The sequence below is a fragment of the Bradyrhizobium sp. WSM3983 genome (assembly GCF_000473045.1).
Lineage (GTDB): Bacteria > Pseudomonadota > Alphaproteobacteria > Rhizobiales > Xanthobacteraceae > Bradyrhizobium.
The window spans coordinates 247194-269718 of the sequence record NZ_AXAY01000002.1 but is presented as its reverse complement, the minus strand read 5'-3'; the positions used below and the strand labels follow the sequence as shown (position 1 = coordinate 269718).

The window sequence follows — 22525 nt, the reverse complement described above, 5'->3', positions numbered from 1 at the left end:
AACACTCCCTCAGTAGCCGAACGCGCGCGGCAAGGCGGTGCTCAGCCATGGCACGAAGGCGATGACGAGCAGGCAGAGAAACAACAGGCCAAGATAGCCCAGGATCGGCTTCACCGTCTGCTCGATCGGCACGTTGCCGATCAAACAGGCGCCGTAGAGCCCGAGCCCGAGCGGCGGCGCGAACAGGCCGACGCCCATCGCAATCACCAGCACGACACCGAAATGCAGGGGATCGATGCCGAGCTGCACCGCGACCGGCAGGAGCAGAGGCCCGAAGATGATGAGCGCAGCCGCACCTTCCAGCACCGAGCCCATCACGATCAGCACGGCGATCGCGAGCAGGATGAACAGCCAGGTGCCGCTCGTTTTGGACAGTCCCAGCATGAAATCGCCGACCGCATGCGGCACCTGCTGCAAGGTCAGCGTGAACGCCAGCGATTGCGCGGCGGCGACGATAAACAGCACCAGCCCCGCGCGCGTCGCCGCCTGGACGAAACTGTGCGTGGCCGATTTGAAGCTGAGCTCGCGGAACACGACACTTCCGACGATGAGCGCGTAAGCGACCGCGAACGCCGAGATCTCGGTCGCCGTGGCAAAGCCGCTCTTGAAACCAAAGAAGATCATGAAGATCAGGCCGAATGAAGCGATCGCGCCGCTCCACAGGCCTGAGACCGGCATCTGCGGCTCGACCGCCTCGGCATCCGCCGGCGGCTTGCCGAAGATGATGGAGAAGACGATCAGGACCGCCGCCATCAGCGCGGCCGGCAGCAGCCCTGCCATGAACAGGCCGCCGATCGACAGGTTCGCGACAAAACCCAGAATGATCAGGTTGATGCAGGGCGGAATGGTCTCCGCCATCACCGCGGACGCCGCGAGCAATGCCACCGCGCTGCCCGGATTCTGCTTCGAGCGGCGCGCCGCCGGAATCAGCACGGAGCCGACGGCCGCGACATCGGCCATCTTCGAGCCGGAGATGCCGGAGAACAGCACCATCGAGGCCACCATCACGACATTCAGGCCGCCGCGCATGCGCCCCACCGCGCGCTGCAGCAGCTCGATCAGGCGCACCGACATGCCGTTGGCTTCCATGAGGTAGCCGACGAGGATGAAGAACGGAATCGCGAGCAGCACGAAATTGTCGATGCCGCGCGCCATCTGCTGGGCGAAGATGACGCCGGGCAGCGCGCCCTCGACCCAGATGAAGATCAGCGCGGCGAGCGCCAGCGCAAAGCCGATCGGCAAGCCGCCGAATAGCGTGGCGAAAAAGCCGATCAGCATCAGCGTGCCCGCGGACGGCACCGAGGACGGCGACAGATAGTCCCAGGCTAGATAGAGGCCGGTCACCACGGCGACTGCAACGAGGCCTCTGACGAGGTCAGAAAGCGGCCTTGCGCAGAGGTGGTCGATCGCGAACACCGTCATGAACAGCGCGCCGATGCCCATCGGGTAGAAGGTGAGCTCCAGCGGCAGGCCTGAGCCGGTGGTCTGCCCCGCCGTCAATGATCCGAGCTTGATGGCGTTGTAGGCGACGTAGCCGGAGATCAACACCACAAGCACGGCGCTGGCGGCGTCGACCAGGCTGCGCAGCCGCAGGGCCAACAGATCGCGGAAGAAGGACACGCCGACATTCTCGCCGCGCGCCAGCGCACTTGCCGCACCGAAGAAGGCCGATCCGACCATCAATCCGCGCGCGACGTCATCCGACCATTCGACCGGCGCGTTGAAGAAGAAGCGCAGCAGCACGGAGCCACAGACGACAGCGAGATCAGCGGCCAGAAGGATGGCCGCGATCGCGTCACTCACGCGAAGCAGAAGGGCGATGCTCCCGTTTCGACCGCCCGAGAGTGGCAAGGCTTCCGTCATCGCCAACTCAGATTTGGCCATCTCAGGCTTGCGTCGAACGAATGATGTCGATGACTGCCTTGGACTCCGGCCGCGCCTTGATGAAGTTCTCGGTCTGCGGTGCGACACGCTTCTTGAACGCCTCGCGGTCGCATTCAGCCACCGTCACGCCCTTCTCGGTCAAGGCCGCCAGCGCCTCCTTCTCGACCGCGAGCCCATGGGTGCGCGTGTCGACCGCGGCCTTCTTCGCGGCGTCGAGAAAACCCTCGCGCAGCTTCGGATCCATGCGGTTGAACGTCGTGTCGCTGAAGTAGATCGCGAGCGGCGAGAAATTGTGCTGCGTCAGCGCATAGAATTTCGCGGTTTCGAAGAACTTGCTGGCGAGGATCGTCGGCGGATCGTGCTCGAGGCCATCAAGCACGCCGGCCTGCAGTGCCGTGTAGATTTCGCCGAACGCGAGCGGCGTCGCAGCGGCGCCCATCAGCCGCAGGCATTCCGTGATGACGGGATTCGGCAGGGTGCGGATCTTGAGACCGGCGAGATCCTCCGGCGTCTTCACCTGCTTCTTGGCGAAAACGCTGCGCGAGCCGAAATTATAGGCCCAGGCGATGATGCGGATGTTGCTGCCCTTGAGCAGCGCGTCCTCGATCGGCTTGGCGGCACCGGCGTCGAACGCCTTGGTCTGCTGCGGGAAGCTCGAGAACAGAAAGCCGAGGTCATAGGTGCCGACCAACGGCACCAGATTGGCCGAGATCGACGAGCCCGACACCATGAGGTCGATGACGCCGAGCTTCACCGAATTGATGACGTCGATTTCCTGACCCAGCTGGTTGTCCGGGAAGAAGGCGACATCGACCTGCTCGCCGAGCCCGTTGCCTTTCAAATTCTTGACGAGGTTGTCGTAGTAGACACGGCCGTTGGCGAATTTGGGATCGTTCGGCAGCGAGGAGGAGCATTTCAGCTTCAGCGTGGCGGCTTCGGCGCGGCCGATGATGGCGGGAGAGAGCACAAGGCCGGCGGTCAGTGCCGTCGACGACTTGATGAACGTGCGACGGCTGACGGGCACGATAGTCATGGTGCGGTCTCCCCGATTATTTTTGTTCGCCGCGATCATGGTCGCGGCGTGTTGGCTCGACTGTATGGCCAAAGCAACTGCGCAGGCAAGGGTCGCGGCCGGCGCTTGCGCGACGGCTCGAGCAAGCGGTGCTTCGGCAGAAACCGAAGCGAGAGCCTATGCTTGTCGATGTTTCCGGTTGCGCAAGCGACAGCTTGGTGGACCGCAAAGCCCATTGCCGGCGATGGAGGCGAATTGATCCAATTCAGGTATGGATCAATGCGCAACTCCTATTGATCGCCGTCATGAGCGGTTCGCTGGCGGCCCGGGCATCTTCACGACTTCGGCAAGAGAATGTGAGGGGCGTAACGAGCGTTCAAAAATCCGAGCTGCCTTAGGGAGATGCGAGTTTCATCAGATTTCCTGATCGCAATCATATCCCATTGCAATTGGACCTGATCATCCGGCCGCCCTAAGCTTCTCGGAGTGACCTCGCGACTTTCATACCGATCACGTGGGGGTATCGCGGAGAAGACATGACCTCCAAGGTTGCTCGGTTGGCCGTCACGGCCATTGCCCTCTTCGGACTGAGCTCGCAAGCCGTCAGCGAAGGTTCATCTCTATCACCCGGCGTGCTCCGCGAGATCGCGCGCGTCGAAGCCGAGATCGATCGAATCGAAGCGGAAACGCTGGAGCGGCTTCCGTCACCGCCGGACAATCAGGTGCAGCAGATCGAGCTGCTCGGCAAGCTGCTGCTCTTCGACAAGGAGCTGTCGGTCAACCGCAACGAGGCTTGCGCCTTCTGCCACATGCCGGAGACCGGCTTTACCGGTCCGATCTCGGAACTCAACCGGACGACCGGCTCGTATCCCGGCTCGGTGCGCACCCGCTTCAGCGAGCGCAAACCGCAGACCCATACCTACGCGCCGCTCTCTCCCGTCCTCCACTACAACGAGGGCCAGGGCGATCTCGTCGGCGGCAACTTCTGGGACATGCGTGCAACAGGACGCCGCCTCGGCAATCCGGCGGCCGAACAGGCCGAGGGCCCGCCGACCAACCCGGTCGAAATGGGTCTCCCTGACATCGCCTGCGCGGTGTACCGGGCCTCACAGCGTCCCTATCGCGGCCTGTTCGAAGCCGTCTGGGGCCTGCAGGCATTCGCCATGACTTGGCCCGCCAACACGGAGGATGTCTGCAACAATCCCGGTCCGCCGCCCGCCGACGACCCGGCGCCTGTTCATCTCGGCCCCGTCGATCGCGGCCGCGCGGCCGCCACGTTCGATCAGATGGCGCTATCGATCGCAGGTTACGAGGCTTCGCACGAGGTCACGGCGTTCTCGTCAAAATATGATGCCGTGCTCGCGGGGAAGGCGCAGTTCACGCCGGAAGAGCAGCAGGGCTACGACTTGTTTCGCGGCAAGGCGCAGTGCAACGGCTGCCATCGCGATGGCGGCCCGGGGGAAGATCCGCTGTTTACGGACTTCACGGCCTCCAACATTGGAACACCGGCCAATTCCGACTTGCCTTACTATGCCGAGGGGGTTGCGGATGAGCGCGGCTATGTCGCCAACAAGAAGGGATCGTCCTTCGTCGATCCTGGCGTCGGCGGATTTCTTGGCAACGGTCACCCGCTCAGCCAACCCTCGGCCGTCGACACCCGCTGGAAGCCGCTCGAGCAACAGAACCGCAGCCGATTTCAGACGCCGACGCTGCGCAATGTCGACAAGCGGCCAAGCCCCGATTTCGTCAAGGCCTACGCCCACAACGGCTACTTCAAGAGCCTGAAGGAGATCGTGCACTTCTACAACACGCGCGACGCGCTGCCTCGTTGCGAGCCCCACGATCCACGCGAGCGCTCCGGCTGCTGGCCGGCCCCGGAATCGGCCGAGAATATGAACAAGAGCAAGGTCGGAAATCTGGGACTATCCGACACCGAAGAAAATGCTCTTGTCGCCTTCATGCAGACCTTGAGCGACGGATTTTCGCCCTGGGGACCAAAATAACCGCGCGATCCGGATGCAGACAGGCTGCGGGATTTGAGTTCGCAATCCCGCAAGCCCCTGTGACAACGTCAGCGCGAAGCCGCGGCGCTCAACTGTCCGCTCGCTGCCTCGACATCGCGCGAGGGCCGCAGCGCGAAGGCGCCATCGCCGAGCAGCGCCTGCGCAACCAGCGCAATCGCCCAGAACGCGGGGTATTCCCAGCCACCCTTCGGGTTGGTGAAAAAGAACCCGGCCGCACCATGGACGGTGAAGATCGCACCGAGCAGGACCGGGATGCCGATCAGCGCCACATAGCGGGTCCAGACACCGAGGATCAGGGCAATGCCGCTGAGAACTTCCACGGTCATCACGAGGTAGGCAAGCTCGGGCGGGAAGCCGAGGCTGCCGAAGAACTTTGCAGTCCCGGCCGGGGTGAAAACGAACAGTTTCAGGCCGGCGTGGGCCAGGAACAGCGCGCCCAGCGTCACGCGCAGCACCAGCGCGGCGTAGGGAGCGGTACGAGAATCAATCATGGCGGTCTCCTTTGTCAGGGCCAGCTATGATCTATTCTCAGAAAAATGATAATCGGCTATTATGGAAATATACTTCACACCCTTAGAGTGAGATGATGCTCGACCGGCTGACCAGCCTGGAAGTCTTCGCCAAGGTGGCGGCGAACGGCAGCCTGTCGGGCGCGGCCCGCGCGATGGGCCTGTCACAGACGATGGTGACCAAGCATGTGGCCTCGCTGGAGACGCGGCTCGGCATCAAGCTGTTCCACCGCACCACGCGACGGCTGTCGATCACCGAGGCCGGCCGCCTCTATCTGGAATCCTCCGAGCGGATCCTCGCCGACATGGAGACGGCGGATGCCGCGGTCGCGCGCGAACGCGTCGAGCCGCGCGGATCGTTACGGGTCAACGTGCCCGTCGTGTTCGGCACACGGCAGATCGCGCCGCTCATCGCGGAATTCTCGGAACGCCATCCCGAGGTCACGATCGAGCTCGGCCTCAATGATCGGCTCGTCGACCTCGCCGAGGAGGGCTGGGACCTCGCGATCCGCATCGGCAAGTTGCGCGACTCCAGCATGGTGGCGCGGCGGCTCGCGCCGAACCGCTTGGTCGTCTGTGCCGCACCTTCCTATCTGGCGAAGCACGGCACGCCGCGCAGCGTGGCCGACCTCGCCGCGCATAATTGTCTCGGCTACACGCTTTCGCAGCAGGCAAGCGCGGCGGAATGGCTGTTCGGCGCGGATGGCGAAATCCGCGTCCAGGTGTCCGGAAATCTGCGCGCCAACAATGGCGATGCGCTGCGCGCGGCGACGCTGGCTGGCCTTGGCCTCGCCCGGCAACCGACCTTCATCATCGCCGACGACTTGCGCGCGGGCACGCTGGTCGCGCTTCCACTCGATCAGCCGGAGATCCAGTCCTCCGCGGTGCATGCGGTCTACCTGCCCGATCGGAGGCCGCCGGCGAAGGTGCGCGCCTTCATCGATTTCCTCGCCGCGCGCTTCGCACCGGACCCGCCCTGGGATCGCGGACTATTCTGACGCCGCACGGCGTGACGCGTCAGCTCCGGCAGACCCCTTGCCCCTATTTGCCACACGCAAATGCGTGAGATAGCGCACAGACAGAGCGGTGGCGGACGACTAGAAAAGGTGACATCGTCGCGCCCATTGCCGATGGAGGTGACACCATGCGCCGTCCAGTCCTTTGCAATTTAGTTCTTGCCTCCGGTCTCCTCGCACTTTCCCAGTTGATGATGCCGACACAGGCCGCAGCCGAAGCCCGGCTTGCGCTGGTGATCGGGCAATCCGCCTATCGCACGGTGCCGGAACTGCCCAACGCCGCCAATGACGCCAAGGGAATGGCCGAGCTGCTCGGCAATGCCGGCTTCACCGTCACCGCGGCGCCGAATCTCGCGCAGAGCGACATGCGCCAGGCGATCTCGGATTTCGCCGGCAAGGTCAGCGCCAGCGGCTCCGACACTGTCGCGCTGGTGTTTTATGCCGGCCACGGCCTCCAGATCGACGGCGAGAACTATCTCGTGCCGGTCGATCTCGATCCCAAGCGCGAGGCCGACATTCCGTTGCAGGGCGTACGACTGAACGATTTGCTCAACACGCTCGGGGCGCTGCCGACGCGGGCGCGCATCTTCATGCTCGATGCCTGCCGCAACAATCCATTCCCGGCGCTGAGCGGCGCCGGCCACGGGCTCGCCATCGTCGACACCAAGGCGGGCGCCCCCGGCTCCTTCATCTCGTACTCGACTTCGCCCGGTGCGGAAGCCGAGGACGGCTCCGGTGCCGACAGTCCCTACACCACGGCCGCGCTGACCGTCGCCAAGCAACCGAACATCCCGATCGAGGAGGTGTTCAAGCGCATCCGCATCGCGGTCGCGCAATCGACCGACGGGCGGCAGATCCCCTGGGAAAGCTCGTCGCTGACGACCGACTTCAAATTCTTCGGCGACAGCGGCGGCCAGCCGCCCGCGCCCGGTGCAAACGCGATGGCGCTCGCCAGCGCCACGCGCAGCGTCGCGGACTGGCGCAAGGATTTGCAGGGCAAGGATGCCAAGGTCGCCTATGATCTCGTGATCGCCGACGACACCGTGGAAGCCTATCAGGCCTATATCGAGCTTTACGCGCAGGCCTCCTACACGCCGCGCCTGCGCACGGTGCTGGAGCGCCGGCGCCAGATGCTGGCGTGGGACCGCGCGGTGGCGATCAACACTCGCGCCTCCTTCGAGGCCTATCTCGCGAACTGGGACAACAGCGATCTCGCCGCGACCGCGCGCCGGCTGCTGCTTCGCGTGCAGAACCGCAATTATGCCTTGCCGGTTGCGGCCGCCGCGGTGCCGGTCGCCGTCGCCATGGCGCCGACCTGCCCCTGCTCGACACCGACGCCGCCGGTGACGCCGGTCAACCCGACGGTTGCGCCCGTCATCAAGAAGCGTGTCGACGATACGCCACCGCCAAAGCGCAAGGTCGTCGACACGCCGCCGAAGCGCCGGCCGCCGCCTGACGAAGTCGTCGTCGAGCGCGCACCGCCTCCCGGCCCGCCGCCTGAAGCCGTCGGCGTCGGAATTGGTCTCGGGATTGGTCTCGGCATGGGCATGGGCAGCCACGGCGGAGGAATGGGACGCGGCGGCGACTACAACCGCGGTAGATACTGAGGCTCGCTCGCCCGTGCCCCGGACGCAGCGCAGCGCGTAGCGATGCGCTGCAGAGCCGGGGCCCATCCTTGCACCGACTGTGGCCTTCTGGGTTCCGGCTCTGCGCAGCAACGCTGACGCGTTGCAGCGCGTCCTGGACACGAGCGTTGTGGATATTCGACATTCTGCCCTCCCTTCGGAAATGCTGTAGTCTGATCGACCGACTCAAGCCTTTCCGGGGACACTTCGCCGATGCCAAACGACGCTCACGCCAAGGGATTATGGCCGCTGTTCGGCTCGCTCGCGTCCTATTCCCTGCCCGGCGATCTCATGGCGGGGCTGACGCTGGCGGCGATCGCGATCCCCGAGCAGATGGCGACCGCGCGGCTCGGCGGCTTTGCGCCGCAGATCGGCTTCTTCGCCTTCATGGCGGGCTCGCTCGGCTTTGCGGTGTTCGGTGGCAACCGCTTCCTGTCCTGCGGCGCCGATTCCACGATCACGCCGATCTTCGCCGGCGGGCTTGCGGCGCTCGCCATGGCGGGCTCACCGGAATATCAGGGGCTCGCGATCGCGCTGGCGCTGATGGTCGGCGCGATGATGCTGGCCGGCGGCGCATTCCGGCTCGGCGGCATCGCCAATCTGCTGTCGATGCCGGTGATGGTCGGCTTCCTCGCCGGCATCTCCGTCCATATCATCGTGTCGCAATTGCCGGGCGTGCTGGGACTGGGATCGCCTGATGGCCCGACGCTCGATCGCATCGGCGTGCTCGCAAGCGAGATCGGCCGCACCAATCCCATCACGTTTTGCATCGGCTTTGGCGTGCTGGCGGTGGTGTTCATCTCCGAGAAGATCAGCGCCAAAATCCCCGGCGCGCTGATCGGGCTCGTCGCCGCGACGCTCGCCACGATCGCGCTCGGCCTCGAGAGCAAGGGCGTCAACGTCGTCGGCGCAGTGCCGGGCACGCTGCCGCGGCCGACCCTGCCCGTACTAGCGCCGGAGCAATGGGTTCATCTGGTGCCGCTCGCTTTCGTGGTCACCGTGGTGGTGATGGTGCAGACCGCGGCCACCACGCGATCCTTCCCGTCCGATCCCGACAAGCCCGCCGATGTCGATCGCGACTTCCTTGGTGCCGGCGCGGGCAGTGTGCTCGCCGGCCTGTTCGGCGCGTTTCCGGTCAATGCCAGCCCGCCGCGCACGGGCATCGTCGCCGAGACCGGCGGACAATCTCAGCTCGCAGGCCTTGCGGCGGCGGTGATCGTGCTGTTGCTGCTCGCCTTCGGAACGGGATTGTTGCGCCATGTGCCAGATGCAGCACTTGGCGGCATCCTGCTGTTCGTGGCGCTACGCATCATCCGCACCAGGCAGATCGTGACGATCTATCGCCAGTCGTTCAGCGAGTTTCTGCTGATCGTTGCCACCGCCGCGCTGATCATCGTGCTGCCGATCGAGCAGGGCGCGTTCCTCGGCATCGTGCTGTCGCTGCTGCACGGCATCTGGAGTACGACGCGCGCGCGGCTTGTCGAGTTCGAGCGCGTGCCGGGCACCACGATCTGGTGGCCAGCGCACAAGCACATCACCGGCGAGCGCATCGCAGGCGTCGCCGTGATCGGGCTTCAGGCGCCGCTGTCCTTCCTCAACGCGCCCGGCTTCCTCAGCGACGTGACGAAAGTCCTGGGCACGGCGACGCCACAATTGCTGGTGCTGGAGGCAAGCGGCATGGTCGAGATCGACTTCACCGCCGCGCAGATCCTGCTCGACGTCTTCAAGGCCTGCAATGCGCAAGGGGTCACGGTCGCGCTGGCGCGGCTGGAATCGGTACGCGCGCAGGAGGCATTCGAGCGCTTTCGGTTGTTCGACGTCCTGCCGAAGGAGCACGTTTTCCTCAGCGTGGATGAAGCCGTGCGCAGCTTGGCGAAATAATGCGCTTTGAGTTGAATCGATCGTGCCGCGGGCTTCCAACCTCTCCGCTTGCGGGAGAGGTCGGCGCGGAGCGCCGGGTGAGGGCTTTCTCCTCTTGGGGATTGTCCCGTTGCGGAAATACCCTCTCCCCCGCCCTCTCCCGCAAGCGGGAAAGGGAGCGCACTTATGTTGCGGAAGCGGCAGCCGTCACTGCACCAGCGCCGGGTGATCCCGCTGCGCCGTTTCGCGGATCCAGCTGGCATGGATCGCGCGGAACAGGATCTGCGCCGTCTTGATGTCGTTCGCGGTCATGCAGAGATTGACGATGCGGTGCACCGCGTCGTCGCGCATCAGGCTGTCGGAGATCTTCATAGCGATCTCCATGGCGACCTTTGCGGCGCGCTCATAGCGCGCACTCTCGCTCTTGTCGTTACAGGCGGAGCCGGCGGCGCTCTGGGCCGCAGCGTCACAGATGGCGCGGATGCGCGCGGCGGCTTCGATGTCGCCGAGCGGCCCTTCGATCGTTTCGTCCCAGATATCCGCCGGCATCTGCTTCGCGAACCACTTCATCGCCCGCTACCCGTGCGCTTCAACCGCGCCCAGCATAGAGAACCATATCGAGGTCGGCGAGGCGGTTTTTCCGCCACACTCCGTTGCCCCGACACGTTCAGGACGCCCGACGTGGTCCGATGGCCTCGAACTGCGCCTTCTGCTCGTCATTCAGCGTGGCGTAGAAATCCTCCAGCGCCGCGCGAACCGATTTGACGCCGTCGAGCATCGTGTCGAGCCGCTTGCGGATCGCGGCCATTCGCGCCGGCGGCGTCATCACGTCGTTGGGCTCGCAGGCCGCCTTGAGCGAAGCGCTGACCTTGGCGCTGGTATCCTGGAGCACCTGGAGCGCAGCGCGCTGGGTGTCGTCGGGATGAAGCCTCGCCTCGATGTCGGCGCCGGGCCAATCGAGTGCAGCAGACGCTCCGCAATTCTGGACCAGCGATCCACTGGTGTTGTTGGAAGCCGTCGCGCGACGCTGATCGTCGGCCAGCGCATTGAAGCGGGCCTTCTGCTCGTCCGTGAGCGAGCCATAGAATTTATCGAGGGCAGGCTGAACGCGGTCGACGGCTTTCTCCATCGCCTCGATACGCTGCTGCATCGCCATCAGACGACCGGGCGCAGTCGCTGCGACCTGCGCCGGACAAGATGCGCGGATCATCTCCGCCGCCTGGATCGAGGCATTGCCGAGATCGTCGAGGGCTGCGCCTTGCGCGTCTGTCGGCTGCACTGCGGCTGCGATCTGGTCGATCGGCAGACCGACGATTTCGCGGCGGTCGCTGCCGCAAAGCTGATCGAGCGCAACGCCTCGCGCTTGCCGTCGTCCTTGCGGACGTTGCGGCAGATAGGCCGAGAGACCGTCATAGCCATAGGGTCCGAAGATGCCGGCATAGATATCCGGATAGCCGTAGCCCCAGAAGCCTAGACCGTCGCCCCAGATCGTATAGTCGTAGAGGTCATTATAGGCGAACGGCCAGAACAGCGGTCCGACCCAGCCATAGCCGCCCCCAGCATGTTGCCACCATCCGCTGCTTGCACCATGCCAACCGGCGAGTGCAGCAGCGGCTGCGATCTGGGCCCGCGCCCCCGGATTGCTGATCAGCCGGCCGTTGCGGAAGGCGGCAGAGTGCGCGTTGAGAGCATTGCGGAAATTCGCAGGACGGACGGCCGCGTTGCGGATCTGACCGAAGCTCGCGCCACCATGTCGGGCTCCGGTTACGAACCGCACCCCACCATGATGCCCGCCGCCACCATGCGCGTGCCCGAAACCGTGACCACCGAAGTGGCCGCCGCCGTGATGGCCACCACCATGCCCACCGCCATGACCGCCACCATGACCGCCACCATGGCCGCCTCCGTGCCCACCGCCATGGCCGCCGCCACCGCCCTTCCCCAGAGCCGCGCCTGCCAGCATGCAGGCAAGCGCCATCCCGGCAATTCCAATGACCGGTCGCAACATCGCATCCTCCCGCAGAGCCGCGCCATTGAGGCATCGGAAATTGACGGGACTGGAACCAGCCTGGCAGACGAAAGTTCCGCGACCGCGAGGGGCAGGCCGCCCTACGCCTCCGGCACGATCTTGCCGGGGTTGAAGATATTTTGCGGATCAAGCGCCTTTTTCAGCGCACGCATCGCATCCAGCGCTTCGGGGCCGAGCTCGGCCTTAAGATATTTCTGCTTGCCTTGGCCGATGCCGTGCTCGCCGGTGCAGGTTCCGTCCATCGCCTGCGCGCGCTCGACGAGGCGATGCATGAATTCCTCGCCGCGCGCCATCTCGGCCGCGTCGTTGGTGTCACACACCAGCGAGCAGTGGAAATTGCCGTCGCCGACATGGCCGACGATCGGCGACAACAGATTGAGCCGCTTGAGATCTTCCTCGGTCTCGCTGACGCAATCCGCAAGCCGCGAGATCGGCACGCAGACGTCAGTTGCGACCACGCCGATGCTGTCGCCGGGCCGCAGCGCCTTGACGGACCAATAGGCATCGTGCCGGGCCTGCCACAGTTTTGTGCGATCCTCCGGCTTGGTGGTCCAGGAGAAATCGCCGCCGCCGCACTCCTTCGCGATCTCGCCGAATGCCTTCGACTGCGCATCGACCTCGATCTCGCTGCCGTGGAATTCCATCAGCAGCAGCGGCGTCTCCGGCAGCGTCAGCTTCGAATAGGCATTGCACGCCTTCACCTGCGCGGCGTTGAGCAGCTCGATGCGCGCCACGGGAATGCCGGTCTGGATGGCCAGGATCACGGCCTGACACGCCCCATGCACGGTCTCGAACGACACCGCACCGGCCGCGATCGTCTCGGGGATGCCGCGCAGACGGATGGTGAGTTCGGAGATGATGCCGAGCGTGCCTTCGGCGCCGACGAACAGATGTGTCAGGTCGTAGCCGGCGGATGATTTCTTGGCCCGCGTGCCCGTCGTGATGATCTCGCCATCGCCGCGCACGACTTTCAGCGCCAGCACGCAGTCACGCATAGTGCCGTAGCGCACCGCGTTGGTGCCGGATGCGCGGGTCGAGGCCATGCCGCCGAGCGAGGCGTCCGCGCCGGGATCGATCGGGAAGAACAGGCCCTGGTCGCGCAGATACTCATTGAGCGCCTTGCGGGTGACGCCGGGCTGGATCACGCAGTCGAGATCCTCGGCATGCACCGCGAGCACCTTGTTCATGTCGCGCAAATCGATCGAGATGCCGCCGGCGGGCGCATTCACCTGGCCCTCGAGCGAGGTGCCGGTGCCGAAGGGAATGACCGGCACGCCGTTCCTGGCGCAAATCCGCACAACGTCCTGGATGTCGGCGGTCTCCTGCGCCATCACCACGCCGTCCGGCGGCTGGTTGACGATCCATGTCGTGGTATGGCCATGCTGCTCGCGGACGGCTTGCGAAGTGATGAGGCGGTTACCGAAGCGTGCGGCGAGCTGCTCCAGCGCGCTTGAGAGGGCTTTCGGCTCCGGCCGCGGCGGATTATTGGTGATGGTCGTACCCACGGATAGTCCTCCCGACAGACGAAACCGTGGCAAAGGACATCTCACTGGTCAAGTCAAGCGACCGGACGCATAGCCAGGGAATGAGACATGCCGGAGACTGCCGCTTCAGCGCCCAACGCCCAGCCATTCCGCAGCTCGATCATGCAGATCGAGCCGCAATGGATCGATTATAACGGTCATCTCAACATGGCCTATTACAACGTGATGTTCGACCGTGCGATCGACGAGTTCTGGCTCGAGCTCGGGATCGGTCCGGTCTACAAGAAGGAGCGCCACGGCTCGACCTTCACGGCCGAATGCCATGTGCGGTATTTGCGTGAGATCCACCTCGGCGATCCCGTGCAGATTTTGGTGTGGCTGCTCGAGGCCGACGACAAGCGGCTGCATACATTCGAAGAGCTGCGGCATGGTACCGAAGGCTGGCTGTCGGCCACTTCGGAGAACATGTCGCTGCACATGGACATGGGCTCGCGCAAGGTGGCGGCGTTTCCGCCCGACATCCGCGAGCGCATTGCGGCCGTCGTTCACGCCCACAGCGCCATGCCGCGGCCCGAGGGCATCGGCCGAAACGTGGCGATGCCCTCGAAGAGATAGCGCTAGATCCTGCGGCCGCGGGCAAGGCCGACCACGGCCGAGACCAGGAACAGCACGACCGCGATGAAGAAGATGATTTTGGCGATCTCGACCGAGGCGCCGGCGATGCCGCCAAAGCCAAGGATGCCCGCGATCAGTGCGATAACGAGAAACGTCACAACCCAGCCAAGCATGGTCAAAACCTCTGTTTTGATGTCTGTCTGCGATCGGCGCGGCTGACGCGCCTCACTTGTCCAGACAATCTCCAACTCGGAACAATGGTTCCGGCGGTCTCCCGCCGGAAATTCGCACAGACATCAGGAACAAATCGGCTTGCCGCGCACGTGGAAAACCCCTGCCCGCCGCCCCATATAGGCACCAATCCCTGTTAAGAAGGCTCCCCTTCCACCACCCCGCGGTGCCATCGTGGGGCCAATGATTCGCATGACCGAGCCGAGCAAAATCACAGGCGTCCCCGACCACCAGCCCGCAGCCGGCGGCATCGCCGCGCGTGCGCGCGCCTCGGTGGGCCCGAAATACCTGTCCGGGCTCAATCCGGAGCAGCGCGACGCCGTGGAGATGCTGGACGGCCCCGTTCTGGTGCTGGCCGGCGCCGGCACCGGCAAGACCCGCGTGCTGACCACCCGCATCGCCCATATCCTGAGTCAGGGCCGCGCCCGCCCCGCCGAGATCCTGTCGGTGACTTTCACCAACAAGGCCGCGCGCGAGATGAAGCACCGGCTCGGCCAGATGCTGGGACAGGCGGTCGAGGGCATGCCGTGGCTCGGCACCTTTCACTCCATCGGCGGCCGCATCCTGCGCACCCATGCGGAGCTGGCGCAGCTCAAGTCCAACTTCACCGTGCTCGACACCGACGACCAGGTGCGGTTGCTCAAGCAGCTCCTGCAAGCCGACAACATCGACGACAAACGCTGGCCCGCGCGCATGCTGGCCGGCCTGATCGACGGCTGGAAGAACCGCGGCCTGACGCCGTCGCAGGTGCCATCAGGCGAAGCCGCCGTCTTCGCCAATGGCAAGGGCGGCAAGCTCTATGCGAGCTACCAGGAGCGGCTGAAGATCCTGAACGCGGCCGATTTCGGCGATCTGCTGCTCGAAGACATCCGCATCTTCCGCGAGCACCCGGATATCCTCCGGCAGTACCAGCAGCGCTTCAAGTTCATCCTGGTCGACGAGTACCAGGATACGAACGTCGCGCAGTATCTCTGGCTGCGGCTGCTGTCGCAGGCGCCGTCGTCTTCTTCCCCAAGCACCGTGCTCTTGGAGACTCCCCCTCATCCCGACCTTCTCAGCGCGAGCGAAGCTCGTCGCGACCCCGCGAGCGGGGAGAAGGAGAAGACCAAAAACATCTGCTGCGTCGGCGACGACGACCAGTCGATCTATGGCTGGCGCGGCGCCGAGGTCGACAACATCCTGCGCTTCGAGCACGATTTCCCGGGCGCCAAGGTCATCCGCCTCGAGCGCAACTACCGCTCCACCGGCCATATCCTCGCCGCCGCATCGCACCTGATCGCCCACAACGAAGGCCGGCTCGGCAAGACGCTGCGCACCGAGGACCAGGACGGCGAGAAGGTCACGGTCACCGGCTCCTGGGATTCCGAAGAGGAAGCCCGCGGCATCGGCGAGGAGATCGAGCAGATCCAGCGCCAGGGCGAGAAGCTCAACGAGGTCGCCATCCTGGTGCGCGCGTCCTATCAGATGCGCGAGTTCGAAGACCGCTTCGTCACGCTCGGCCTGCCCTATCGCGTCATCGGCGGCCCGCGCTTCTACGAGCGCGCCGAAATCCGCGATGCGCTGGCTTATCTGCGCGTCATCAACTCACCGGCCGACGATCTCGCCTTCGAGCGCATCGTCAACGTGCCCAAGCGCGGCCTTGGCGACGCCACCGTGCAGATGCTGCACGACCACGCCCGCAAGCGCCGCATCCCGCTGTTCGAGGCAGCGCGTGCTGTGGTCGAAACCGACGAGCTGAAGCCGAAAGCGCGGGGCAGTCTGCGCGACGTCGTCGCCCAGTTCGACCGCTGGCGCGCCCAGCGCGAGGTCACCGCGCATACTGACCTCGCCCAGATCGTACTCGACGAGAGCGGCTACACCGAGATGTGGCAGAAGGACCGTTCGGCGGACGCCGCGGGCCGGCTCGAGAATCTGAAAGAGCTGGTGCGCTCGATGGAGGAGTTCGAGAACCTGCAAGGGTTCCTCGAGCACATCTCGCTGGTGATGGACCGCGAGGGCGGCGCCGAGGACGACGCTGTGTCGCTGATGACGCTGCACTCGGCCAAGGGGCTCGAATTCGACAATGTGTTCCTGCCCGGCTGGGAAGAAGGCCTGTTCCCGAGCCAGCGCACGCTGGACGAACAGGGCCGCGCCGGCCTGGAAGAAGAGCGTCGGCTCGGCCATGTCGGCCTGACCCGCGCACGGCGCCGGGCCAAGATCTATTTTGCGACCAACCGCCGGATCCATGGCACCTGGTCGACCACGATCCCGTCGCGCTTCCTCGACGAATTGCCGGCGGCCAATGTCGAGATCACGGAATCCAAGGGCGGCTCGGCCTGGGGCGGCACCGGCGGCTACGGCGCCTCGCGCTTCGACGACATGGAGGCGTTCGGCTCGACTTATTCGACGCCCGGCTGGCAGCGCGCGCAGGCCAATCGCAACCGGGGCCAAGCGAACGCACAAGGCCGCAATGGCGGCGGCGGGCGTGGCGGCTTCGAGGAAGAGGCTTCGAATTTCTCGTCCTCTTCGTCATCCGGGCCCGATTTCGGCAGCTTCTCCTCGCGCCGCCGCGGGCCGATGACGATCGAGGGCGAGCTGGTCGCCAAATCGACCGGCACCACTTCCGAATTCTCGCTCGCCGACCGCGTCTTCCACCAGAAATTCGGCTACGGCCGCGTCACCAAAGTCGACGGCAACAAGCTCACCATCGCCTTCGACAAGGCCGGCGAGAAGAAGGTCGTGGATAGCTTTGTGCAGCGGGCGTGAGGCACGGCATGAGAGACCACACCTAGGACGCTGACCGAACTCAGGGCCGATCCGGAGGTTGCCGAGGACCTCAAGAATTACATGGTCGCCCTGATCGAATTGCCTACCCGCGCCCACGCTGCGGAGTGAGGACTGTTCGCCGCACTGGCCGGACTCTCGACAGTTCTGGGGCGAACAGCTCTTGACCATAGCGAACTTCCCCGTATCAGATGCACCCATGGTCCGGGGCTCCATCACACTGATCGTGCTTGCATTGGGGATGCCGTCGCTTGCGACGGCGGAGACCATGAGCTTTGGCGATTCGATCGGACTGCTGGCCAAGAGTTGCGGTGCGGAAATCGTCGCCAATTGCCGCGGCGTCAATCCGGACTCCACCCGCCTGAAGGAGTGCCTGTCCCGCAACCGGGACGTGCTCTCCCAGCAGTGCCAGAGCAACTACCTCACGGCGTTCGATGCGATCCAGAAGCGCGTCGCCGCCCGGGTCACGGTGGCCAACGCCTGCCAGCGCGAGATCGTCAAGGTCTGCGGCGGCTCGACCAAGGAGACCAGCAAGTCGATCCCCTGCCTGACCTCGACGCCCAAGGGCATCAGCAACAACTGCCTGAAGGCCGTCGACGACGCGGGGTATCGATGATGCGCGCAACCGGGCACATCACCGCCGGAATCGGTTTTGCTCTTGGTAGTGCTCTTGGTAGCGCTCTTGGCCTCGCTCTGCTCGCAGGCGCGGCCGGCGCGCAGACGGCGCCGACCCGCGACGACATCGTCGGCAAACTCAACCATTTCGAAGAGCCCCCCGAGGTCGACATGCCTGCGCTGAAACAGCAGGTGATGGAGCGGGCCAAGGCCAGGATCAAGAACGATCCGGGTCCGGTGAACCGGCCGCTGATCGCGCCCGATCTGGCCAAGCTGCCCGCCTTCAACGCCCAGATCCAGTTCGACGCCGACACGCCGATCATTCAGCCGGACTCCTACCAGACCGTCGGCCGGATCGCCGACGCAATGGTTCACGCCTCGCTGCTGCCCTACACGTTCCTGATCGTCGGCCACGTCGAGTCCAATCAGAAGACGCGCGAGGCCAACGCGATCCTGAGCCAGCGCCGGGCGGATGCGATCCGTGACGTGCTGGTGAACACGTTCAAGATTTCGACCAAGCGCCTCCAGCCGATCGGTCTCGGCGAGGAACAGTTCCTCGACCGCGCCAAGCCGACCTCGGCGGTCAACGGCCAGTTGCAAATCCTGACCTTTGCCAAAGTGCCCGATGCGGTGCCTCCACATCCCACCGCAGCCCCTGCGCCTGCGGCGAAAAAGCCCGCCAAGAAGCACTGAGCGCACGGCGGAACCCGTTGAAGTCTTGACTATTTTGTGACCTGTCTCACAGCGCGACAGCACGGTCTTGCGCGACAATAGCGCCGGTTTGTGCACTGCCCTATCCGGTGCTATAGGCTGTCTTCGCCCTTCCCCGACCCCGTGCCGCGCGAGACCGAGATGGCTGGCTATTTTCAACGCCAACTGGCCGATTATGTCGAATACCATCGCGATCCCTGGAATTGCGCGATGCATGTGGTCGGCATTCTCCTGCTCTTCACCGGCGCGACGCTGCCGCTGACGCGGGTCGCGTTTCCCGTGTTCGGGGTCGAGGTCAGCCTGGCGGTGATTTTGGCGCTGCCGGTCCTGGTATACTGGCTGATGCTGGACGCCGGGGTCGGGCTCGGCATCCTCGCGTCGATGATCGTGCTGCTTTCGGTCGCAACCGCCATCGGCAATCAGGTCTCGACCGCCATGATGTGGTCGATTTTTGCGGTGCTGATCGGGCTTGGCGTCGCGTCGCAGATCGTCGGCCACAAGGCGTTCGAGGAGCGGCAGCCGTCGATGGTCGACCACCCCACGCATTTCCTGCTTGGACCGATGTTCGTCATGGCAAAATTATTCATTGCACTGGGTTTTCGTCGTGACCTTGCCGCGATTCTCGCGCCTCTTCCGACGAACTCCCTTTCAACCCGATAGCTTTCTCGAAGCGGAACAGCAAAACCTACTTCATGACTCTCGTACTGGTTACCGGTGGCAGCGGTTTCATCGGACATCATCTCGTCGAAGCGGTCCGCGCCCGTGGGCAGCGGGTGCGTGTTCTCGACGTCCAGCCGCCGGCCGCCGCGAACGCGGATGTTGAGTATGTACACGGCTCGGTGCTGGACAGTGCCGCGGTCGATGCCGCGCTTTCGGGAGTCGATCAGATCTATCATCTCGCCGGCCTCCCCGGCATGTGGGTCGCCAACAAGCGGGACTTCCACGACGTCAATTTCCGCGGCACCGAGGTCGTGCTTGCGGCTGCGATGAAGCGCGGTGTGTCGCGCTTCCTGCACTGCTCGACGGAATCGATCCTGTTTCCTTATGCAAACCTCAACGGCGTTGCCGCCGAGGAGGCGCTGCAGCCGGCCGACGCGATGCCCGGCGCCTATACGCGGTCGAAGTCGCTCGCCGAGCATCACGCCGCGAAGGCAGCCGCCGCAGGCTTCCCACTCGTGATCGGCACGCCGACCATGCCGATCGGTGCCGCCGACCACAATCTGACGCCGCCCACCGCAATGCTGTGGTACTTCCTGCAGAAGAAGGTGCAGCCGCATCTCAACTTCCTGGTCAACCTCGTCGACGTCCGCGACGTCGCCATGGGCCTGGTGCTGACGATGGAGCGCGGCCGCATCGGCCAGCGCTACATCCTCGGCGGCGATTGCGTCAGGCTCGGCCAGATCCTGCGGATGATGTCGGCGATGAGCGGACGGCGGCAATATCCGGTCGTCGTTCCCGGCAAGATTGCCGAGCTCTCCGCCATCATGCTGGAATCGATCTCCGATCGCATCACCCACCGTCCGCCCAACGGCACCGCCGAGGGCGTGCGCATCGCGCTTGCCGCGAGCGACCTTTCAATCGGCAAGGCCCGTAACGAGCTCGGCTATGCACCGCGCGCGATCGAGCCGGTGCTGCGCGAAACCATCACCCATCTGCTCGCCCGCGGCGGCCAGGCCGCGTCCAATGCCATCGAGCATCACGCGCTGTCGTCGCGCGCGAGCTGATCTGCTCCCCAACCCAAAGAACCTTTCCGCATGTCCTTCGATTTCAGCAAGCTTCTCTCTGTCGCCTGGGGCGGCTGGACCACGACCTGGCCGACGCAGCTGCTCGCCCTGATCTGGCTCGCCTGGCTCGCCAGCTGGGTCGGCGCTTCGTTCTGGCAGGGCCGCACCCAGAAGCAGGTGATGACGCTGGAGTCCGGCCGCTATCGCATCCCGATCCTGGTCGGCGGCATCCTGTTCACGCCGTGGACGGCGGAGATTCTCGGCGAGAAGCCGCTCTGGGTGTTCAGCAATACCGCCGTCTACGTCGCGGCCTTGATCGTGCTCGCCGGCATTTCGTTCACCTGGTGGGGCCGGCTGCATCTCGGCCAATTCTGGTCCAACACGATCACCCACAAGGAAGACCACCGCGTCATCGACACCGGCCCGTACGGCATCGTGCGGCATCCGATCTACACCGGTCTGATCCTTGGCATGCTGGTCACCGGCATCGCGGTCGGCACGGTGACGGCGATCCTCGGCGCCATCCTGATCTCGCTCGGCATGTGGCAGAAGGGCCGGATGGAAGAGGTGTTTTTGTCGAAAGAGCTCGGCGAGGACGCCTACGGCGCCTATTGCCGCCGCGTGCCGATGATCATCCCGTTCCTGTCGCCGCGGTGATGGCGGGCGAGCGCTTCGCTGTTATTGAGAGCCTAGCAAGCGGCCACATCCTCTGGTGTCTTCCTGGCAAAGGCCAGGACCCATAACCCCAGGGACAACTGGTCGGCCGGTGCTCCTATCGCTCATCACCGATAGATTCCGCGGTATGGGTCCTGGCCTTCGCCAGGACGACGTTGGAGAAGCAGTGTGCGCTCTGCCGCCTGCATCCTTGCCATGCAAATTCGGCGTGCTGCCATTTGCGGCCGCCATAACGGCCCGATGCTGGCCCGCGCATGTTGACCTTTTGACCACTACCCAGTTGGATGCGCGCGCAAAAGGCACGACGGCATTCCATCGTCGATCTGGAGAGGTCGACGATCACGCCTGAGCCCGCGCGGGGCTTCGGGCGATCCGACGTTGGACAGTGCCGCAGGTTCGACAGGGGATTTTCATGACATTTTCCAGCATCTTTGCGCAGTTCGTCGCGTTCGTCGGCGGCATCGCGCTGCAATGGCGCAAGCTGTCAGGCACCACGCCCGCGCCGGCCTGGGGCCAGGCGCCGGCGATTCCCGAAGCGAAGCCGCAAGGCGCGCTGCCGACTTTGAAGATGCCGACAGCCAGGGGCTGGAGCGAGGGGCAGAAGCCGACGGTCGCGCCGGGGCTCAAGGTCAACGCGTTCGCAACCGGCCTCGACCATCCGCGCTGGATCGAGGTGCTGCCCAATGGCGACGTGCTGATCGCGGAAGCAACGCAAATCGCGGGAGCGCCGAGATCGGTGTTCCACTACGCCATGCAGGCAACGATGCGGCGTGCCGCGGCGCTAGGCGAGTCCGCCAACCGCATCACGCTGCTTCGCGACAAGGACGGCGACGGCGCCGCCGAAGTCCGCGGCGCCTTCATGGAGAACCTCAGCCAGCCGTTCGGCATGGCGCTGGTCGGCGACACCTTCTATGTCGGCAACACCGACGGCGTGATGGCCTTCCCCTATGTCGCCAATGCCGACAGCATCACCGCGCCCGGCAAGCGGCTCACCACATTCAAGCCAAGCGGTCACTGGACGCGGAGCCTGCTCGCTAGCCCCGACGGCAAGAAGCTCTATGCCGGCGTCGGCTCGCTCAGCAACATCGCCGAAATGGGCATGGAAGTTGAGGAAGGCCGCGCTGCCGTTTACGAACTCGACCTCGTCGCCGGCACGCATCGCATTTTCGGCGCGGGCCTGCGCAATCCCGTCGGCCTTGCGTGGGAGCCGACGACGGGCGTGCTCTGGACCGTCGTCAACGAGCGCGACGGGCTGGGGGACGAAACGCCGCCGGATTATCTCACCTCGGTGCGCGACGGCGGCTTCTACGGCTGGCCCTATTGCTACTGGGGCAAGACGGTCGACGACCGCGTGCCGCAGGATGCCGCGATGGTCGCCAAGGCGCTCACGCCGGACTACGCGCTCGGTGGCCACACCGCTTCGCTCGGCCTGTGCTGGATGCCTGCCGGCACCCTGCCGGGCTTCCCTGACGGCATGGTGATCGGCCAGCACGGCTCGTGGAATCGCAGCACGCTGTCCGGCTACAAGCTGGTGTTCATCCCGTTCGAGAACGGAAAGCCCTCCGGCCCCGGTCGCGACATCCTCTCTGGCTTCCTGTCCCCGGACGAGAAGGAATCCTACGGCCGCCCGGTTGGCGTCGTGATCGGCCCCGACAAGAAGTCGCTGCTGATGGCCGACGACGTCGGCAACGTGATCTGGCGCGTTACCGGCGCGTAGTCGAAATAGTTGAGATAGGCGTCGCGAGCGA

Annotated in this window: 19 protein-coding genes; 12 read left to right on the top strand and 7 right to left on the bottom strand. The window is 64.9% G+C overall.

All coding sequences use genetic code 11. The features are described from left to right. Positions 1 to 9: 9 nt before the first annotated feature. Together YUA_RS0104170 and YUA_RS0104165 are read right to left on the bottom strand one after the other, a co-directional pair. A complete protein-coding gene (locus YUA_RS0104170; protein ID WP_027529537.1) occupies positions 10 to 1863 on the bottom strand; it encodes a TRAP transporter large permease subunit in 1854 nt (617 codons plus the stop codon). A gap of 22 nt (positions 1864 to 1885) precedes the next feature. After that, positions 1886 to 2917 carry a TRAP transporter substrate-binding protein gene (locus tag YUA_RS0104165; RefSeq protein WP_027529536.1) on the bottom strand — a complete coding sequence of 344 codons (1032 nt, stop codon included), beginning with the start codon at positions 2915 to 2917 and terminating at the stop codon, positions 1886 to 1888. A 515-nt stretch (positions 2918 to 3432) separates the two neighbouring features. Between YUA_RS0104165 and YUA_RS43440 the strand changes: the two genes are divergently transcribed. Next, on the top strand, positions 3433 to 4899 hold the full coding sequence (locus YUA_RS43440; protein ID WP_051383088.1) for a cytochrome-c peroxidase: 1467 nt from the start codon (positions 3433 to 3435) through the stop codon (positions 4897 to 4899). A gap of 68 nt (positions 4900 to 4967) precedes the next feature. Here the strand turns inward: YUA_RS43440 and YUA_RS0104155 are convergent, their stop codons facing one another. After that, the gene (locus YUA_RS0104155) at positions 4968 to 5411 is read right to left on the bottom strand and encodes a DoxX family protein (RefSeq protein ID WP_027529535.1); all 444 of its coding nucleotides are present in this window, start codon (positions 5409 to 5411) and stop codon (positions 4968 to 4970) included. Positions 5412 to 5506: 95 nt separating this feature from the next. On the opposite strand from YUA_RS0104155, the gene YUA_RS0104150 reads away from it, so the two are divergent. The 3 genes from YUA_RS0104150 (at position 5507) to YUA_RS0104140 (ending at position 9951) form a co-directional block, all read left to right on the top strand. Beyond that, complete coding sequence (locus tag YUA_RS0104150; RefSeq protein ID WP_027529534.1) at positions 5507 to 6427, top strand: LysR family transcriptional regulator; 921 nt, start codon at positions 5507 to 5509, stop codon at positions 6425 to 6427. A gap of 146 nt (positions 6428 to 6573) precedes the next feature. Beyond that, positions 6574 to 8052 carry a caspase family protein gene (locus tag YUA_RS0104145; protein ID WP_027529533.1) on the top strand — a complete coding sequence of 493 codons (1479 nt, stop codon included), beginning with the start codon at positions 6574 to 6576 and terminating at the stop codon, positions 8050 to 8052. Positions 8053 to 8283: 231 nt separating this feature from the next. Then, complete coding sequence (locus YUA_RS0104140; RefSeq protein WP_027529532.1) at positions 8284 to 9951, top strand: SulP family inorganic anion transporter; 1668 nt, start codon at positions 8284 to 8286, stop codon at positions 9949 to 9951. A 186-nt stretch (positions 9952 to 10137) separates the two neighbouring features. Here YUA_RS0104140 and YUA_RS0104135 read toward each other — a convergent pair whose 3' ends face one another. From YUA_RS0104135 to YUA_RS0104125, 3 genes are all read right to left on the bottom strand, one after another. After that, positions 10138 to 10500, bottom strand: coding sequence for a hypothetical protein (locus tag YUA_RS0104135; protein WP_027529531.1), 363 nt, complete (start codon positions 10498 to 10500; stop codon positions 10138 to 10140). Between the two features lie 97 nt (positions 10501 to 10597). Further along, the gene (locus YUA_RS0104130; protein WP_027529530.1) at positions 10598 to 11938 is read right to left on the bottom strand and encodes a Spy/CpxP family protein refolding chaperone; all 1341 of its coding nucleotides are present in this window, start codon (positions 11936 to 11938) and stop codon (positions 10598 to 10600) included. Positions 11939 to 12039: 101 nt separating this feature from the next. Beyond that, positions 12040 to 13464, bottom strand: coding sequence for an FAD-binding oxidoreductase (locus tag YUA_RS0104125; protein ID WP_027529529.1), 1425 nt, complete (start codon positions 13462 to 13464; stop codon positions 12040 to 12042). 87 nt (positions 13465 to 13551) lie between these two features. Here YUA_RS0104125 and YUA_RS0104120 point away from each other — a divergent pair, with 87 nt between their 5' ends. Next, on the top strand, positions 13552 to 14058 hold the full coding sequence (locus YUA_RS0104120) for a thioesterase family protein (protein ID WP_027529528.1): 507 nt from the start codon (positions 13552 to 13554) through the stop codon (positions 14056 to 14058). 2 nt (positions 14059 to 14060) lie between these two features. Here YUA_RS0104120 and YUA_RS0104115 read toward each other — a convergent pair whose 3' ends face one another. Continuing rightward, positions 14061 to 14231 carry a DUF1328 domain-containing protein gene (locus tag YUA_RS0104115; protein ID WP_027529527.1) on the bottom strand — a complete coding sequence of 57 codons (171 nt, stop codon included), beginning with the start codon at positions 14229 to 14231 and terminating at the stop codon, positions 14061 to 14063. A 241-nt stretch (positions 14232 to 14472) separates the two neighbouring features. Here YUA_RS0104115 and YUA_RS0104110 point away from each other — a divergent pair, with 241 nt between their 5' ends. The 7 genes from YUA_RS0104110 to YUA_RS0104080 all read left to right on the top strand — a co-directional run bounded on the left by YUA_RS0104110 (position 14473) and on the right by YUA_RS0104080 (position 22494). Further along, positions 14473 to 17034, top strand: coding sequence for an ATP-dependent helicase (locus tag YUA_RS0104110; RefSeq protein WP_063627774.1), 2562 nt, complete (start codon positions 14473 to 14475; stop codon positions 17032 to 17034). 217 nt (positions 17035 to 17251) lie between these two features. Next, entirely contained in the window at positions 17252 to 17668 is a 417-nt protein-coding gene (locus YUA_RS50870; protein WP_027529525.1) for a hypothetical protein, read from the top strand. Beyond that, positions 17668 to 18360: an OmpA family protein gene (locus tag YUA_RS50865; RefSeq protein ID WP_027529524.1), complete on the top strand. Its 693-nt coding sequence runs from the start codon at positions 17668 to 17670 to the stop codon at positions 18358 to 18360. Before YUA_RS50870 ends, YUA_RS50865 begins: the two co-directional genes overlap by 1 nt. 159 nt (positions 18361 to 18519) lie before the next feature. Beyond that, complete coding sequence (locus tag YUA_RS0104095; protein ID WP_027529523.1) at positions 18520 to 19038, top strand: DUF962 domain-containing protein; 519 nt, start codon at positions 18520 to 18522, stop codon at positions 19036 to 19038. 32 nt (positions 19039 to 19070) lie between these two features. Next, positions 19071 to 20102 carry an NAD-dependent epimerase/dehydratase family protein gene (locus YUA_RS0104090; RefSeq protein ID WP_027529522.1) on the top strand — a complete coding sequence of 344 codons (1032 nt, stop codon included), beginning with the start codon at positions 19071 to 19073 and terminating at the stop codon, positions 20100 to 20102. A gap of 30 nt (positions 20103 to 20132) precedes the next feature. Beyond that, a complete protein-coding gene (locus tag YUA_RS0104085; RefSeq protein WP_027529521.1) occupies positions 20133 to 20759 on the top strand; it encodes an isoprenylcysteine carboxylmethyltransferase family protein in 627 nt (208 codons plus the stop codon). A 430-nt stretch (positions 20760 to 21189) separates the two neighbouring features. Then, the gene (locus tag YUA_RS0104080) at positions 21190 to 22494 is read left to right on the top strand and encodes a sorbosone dehydrogenase family protein (protein WP_027529520.1); all 1305 of its coding nucleotides are present in this window, start codon (positions 21190 to 21192) and stop codon (positions 22492 to 22494) included. Positions 22495 to 22525: the final 31 nt, after the last annotated feature.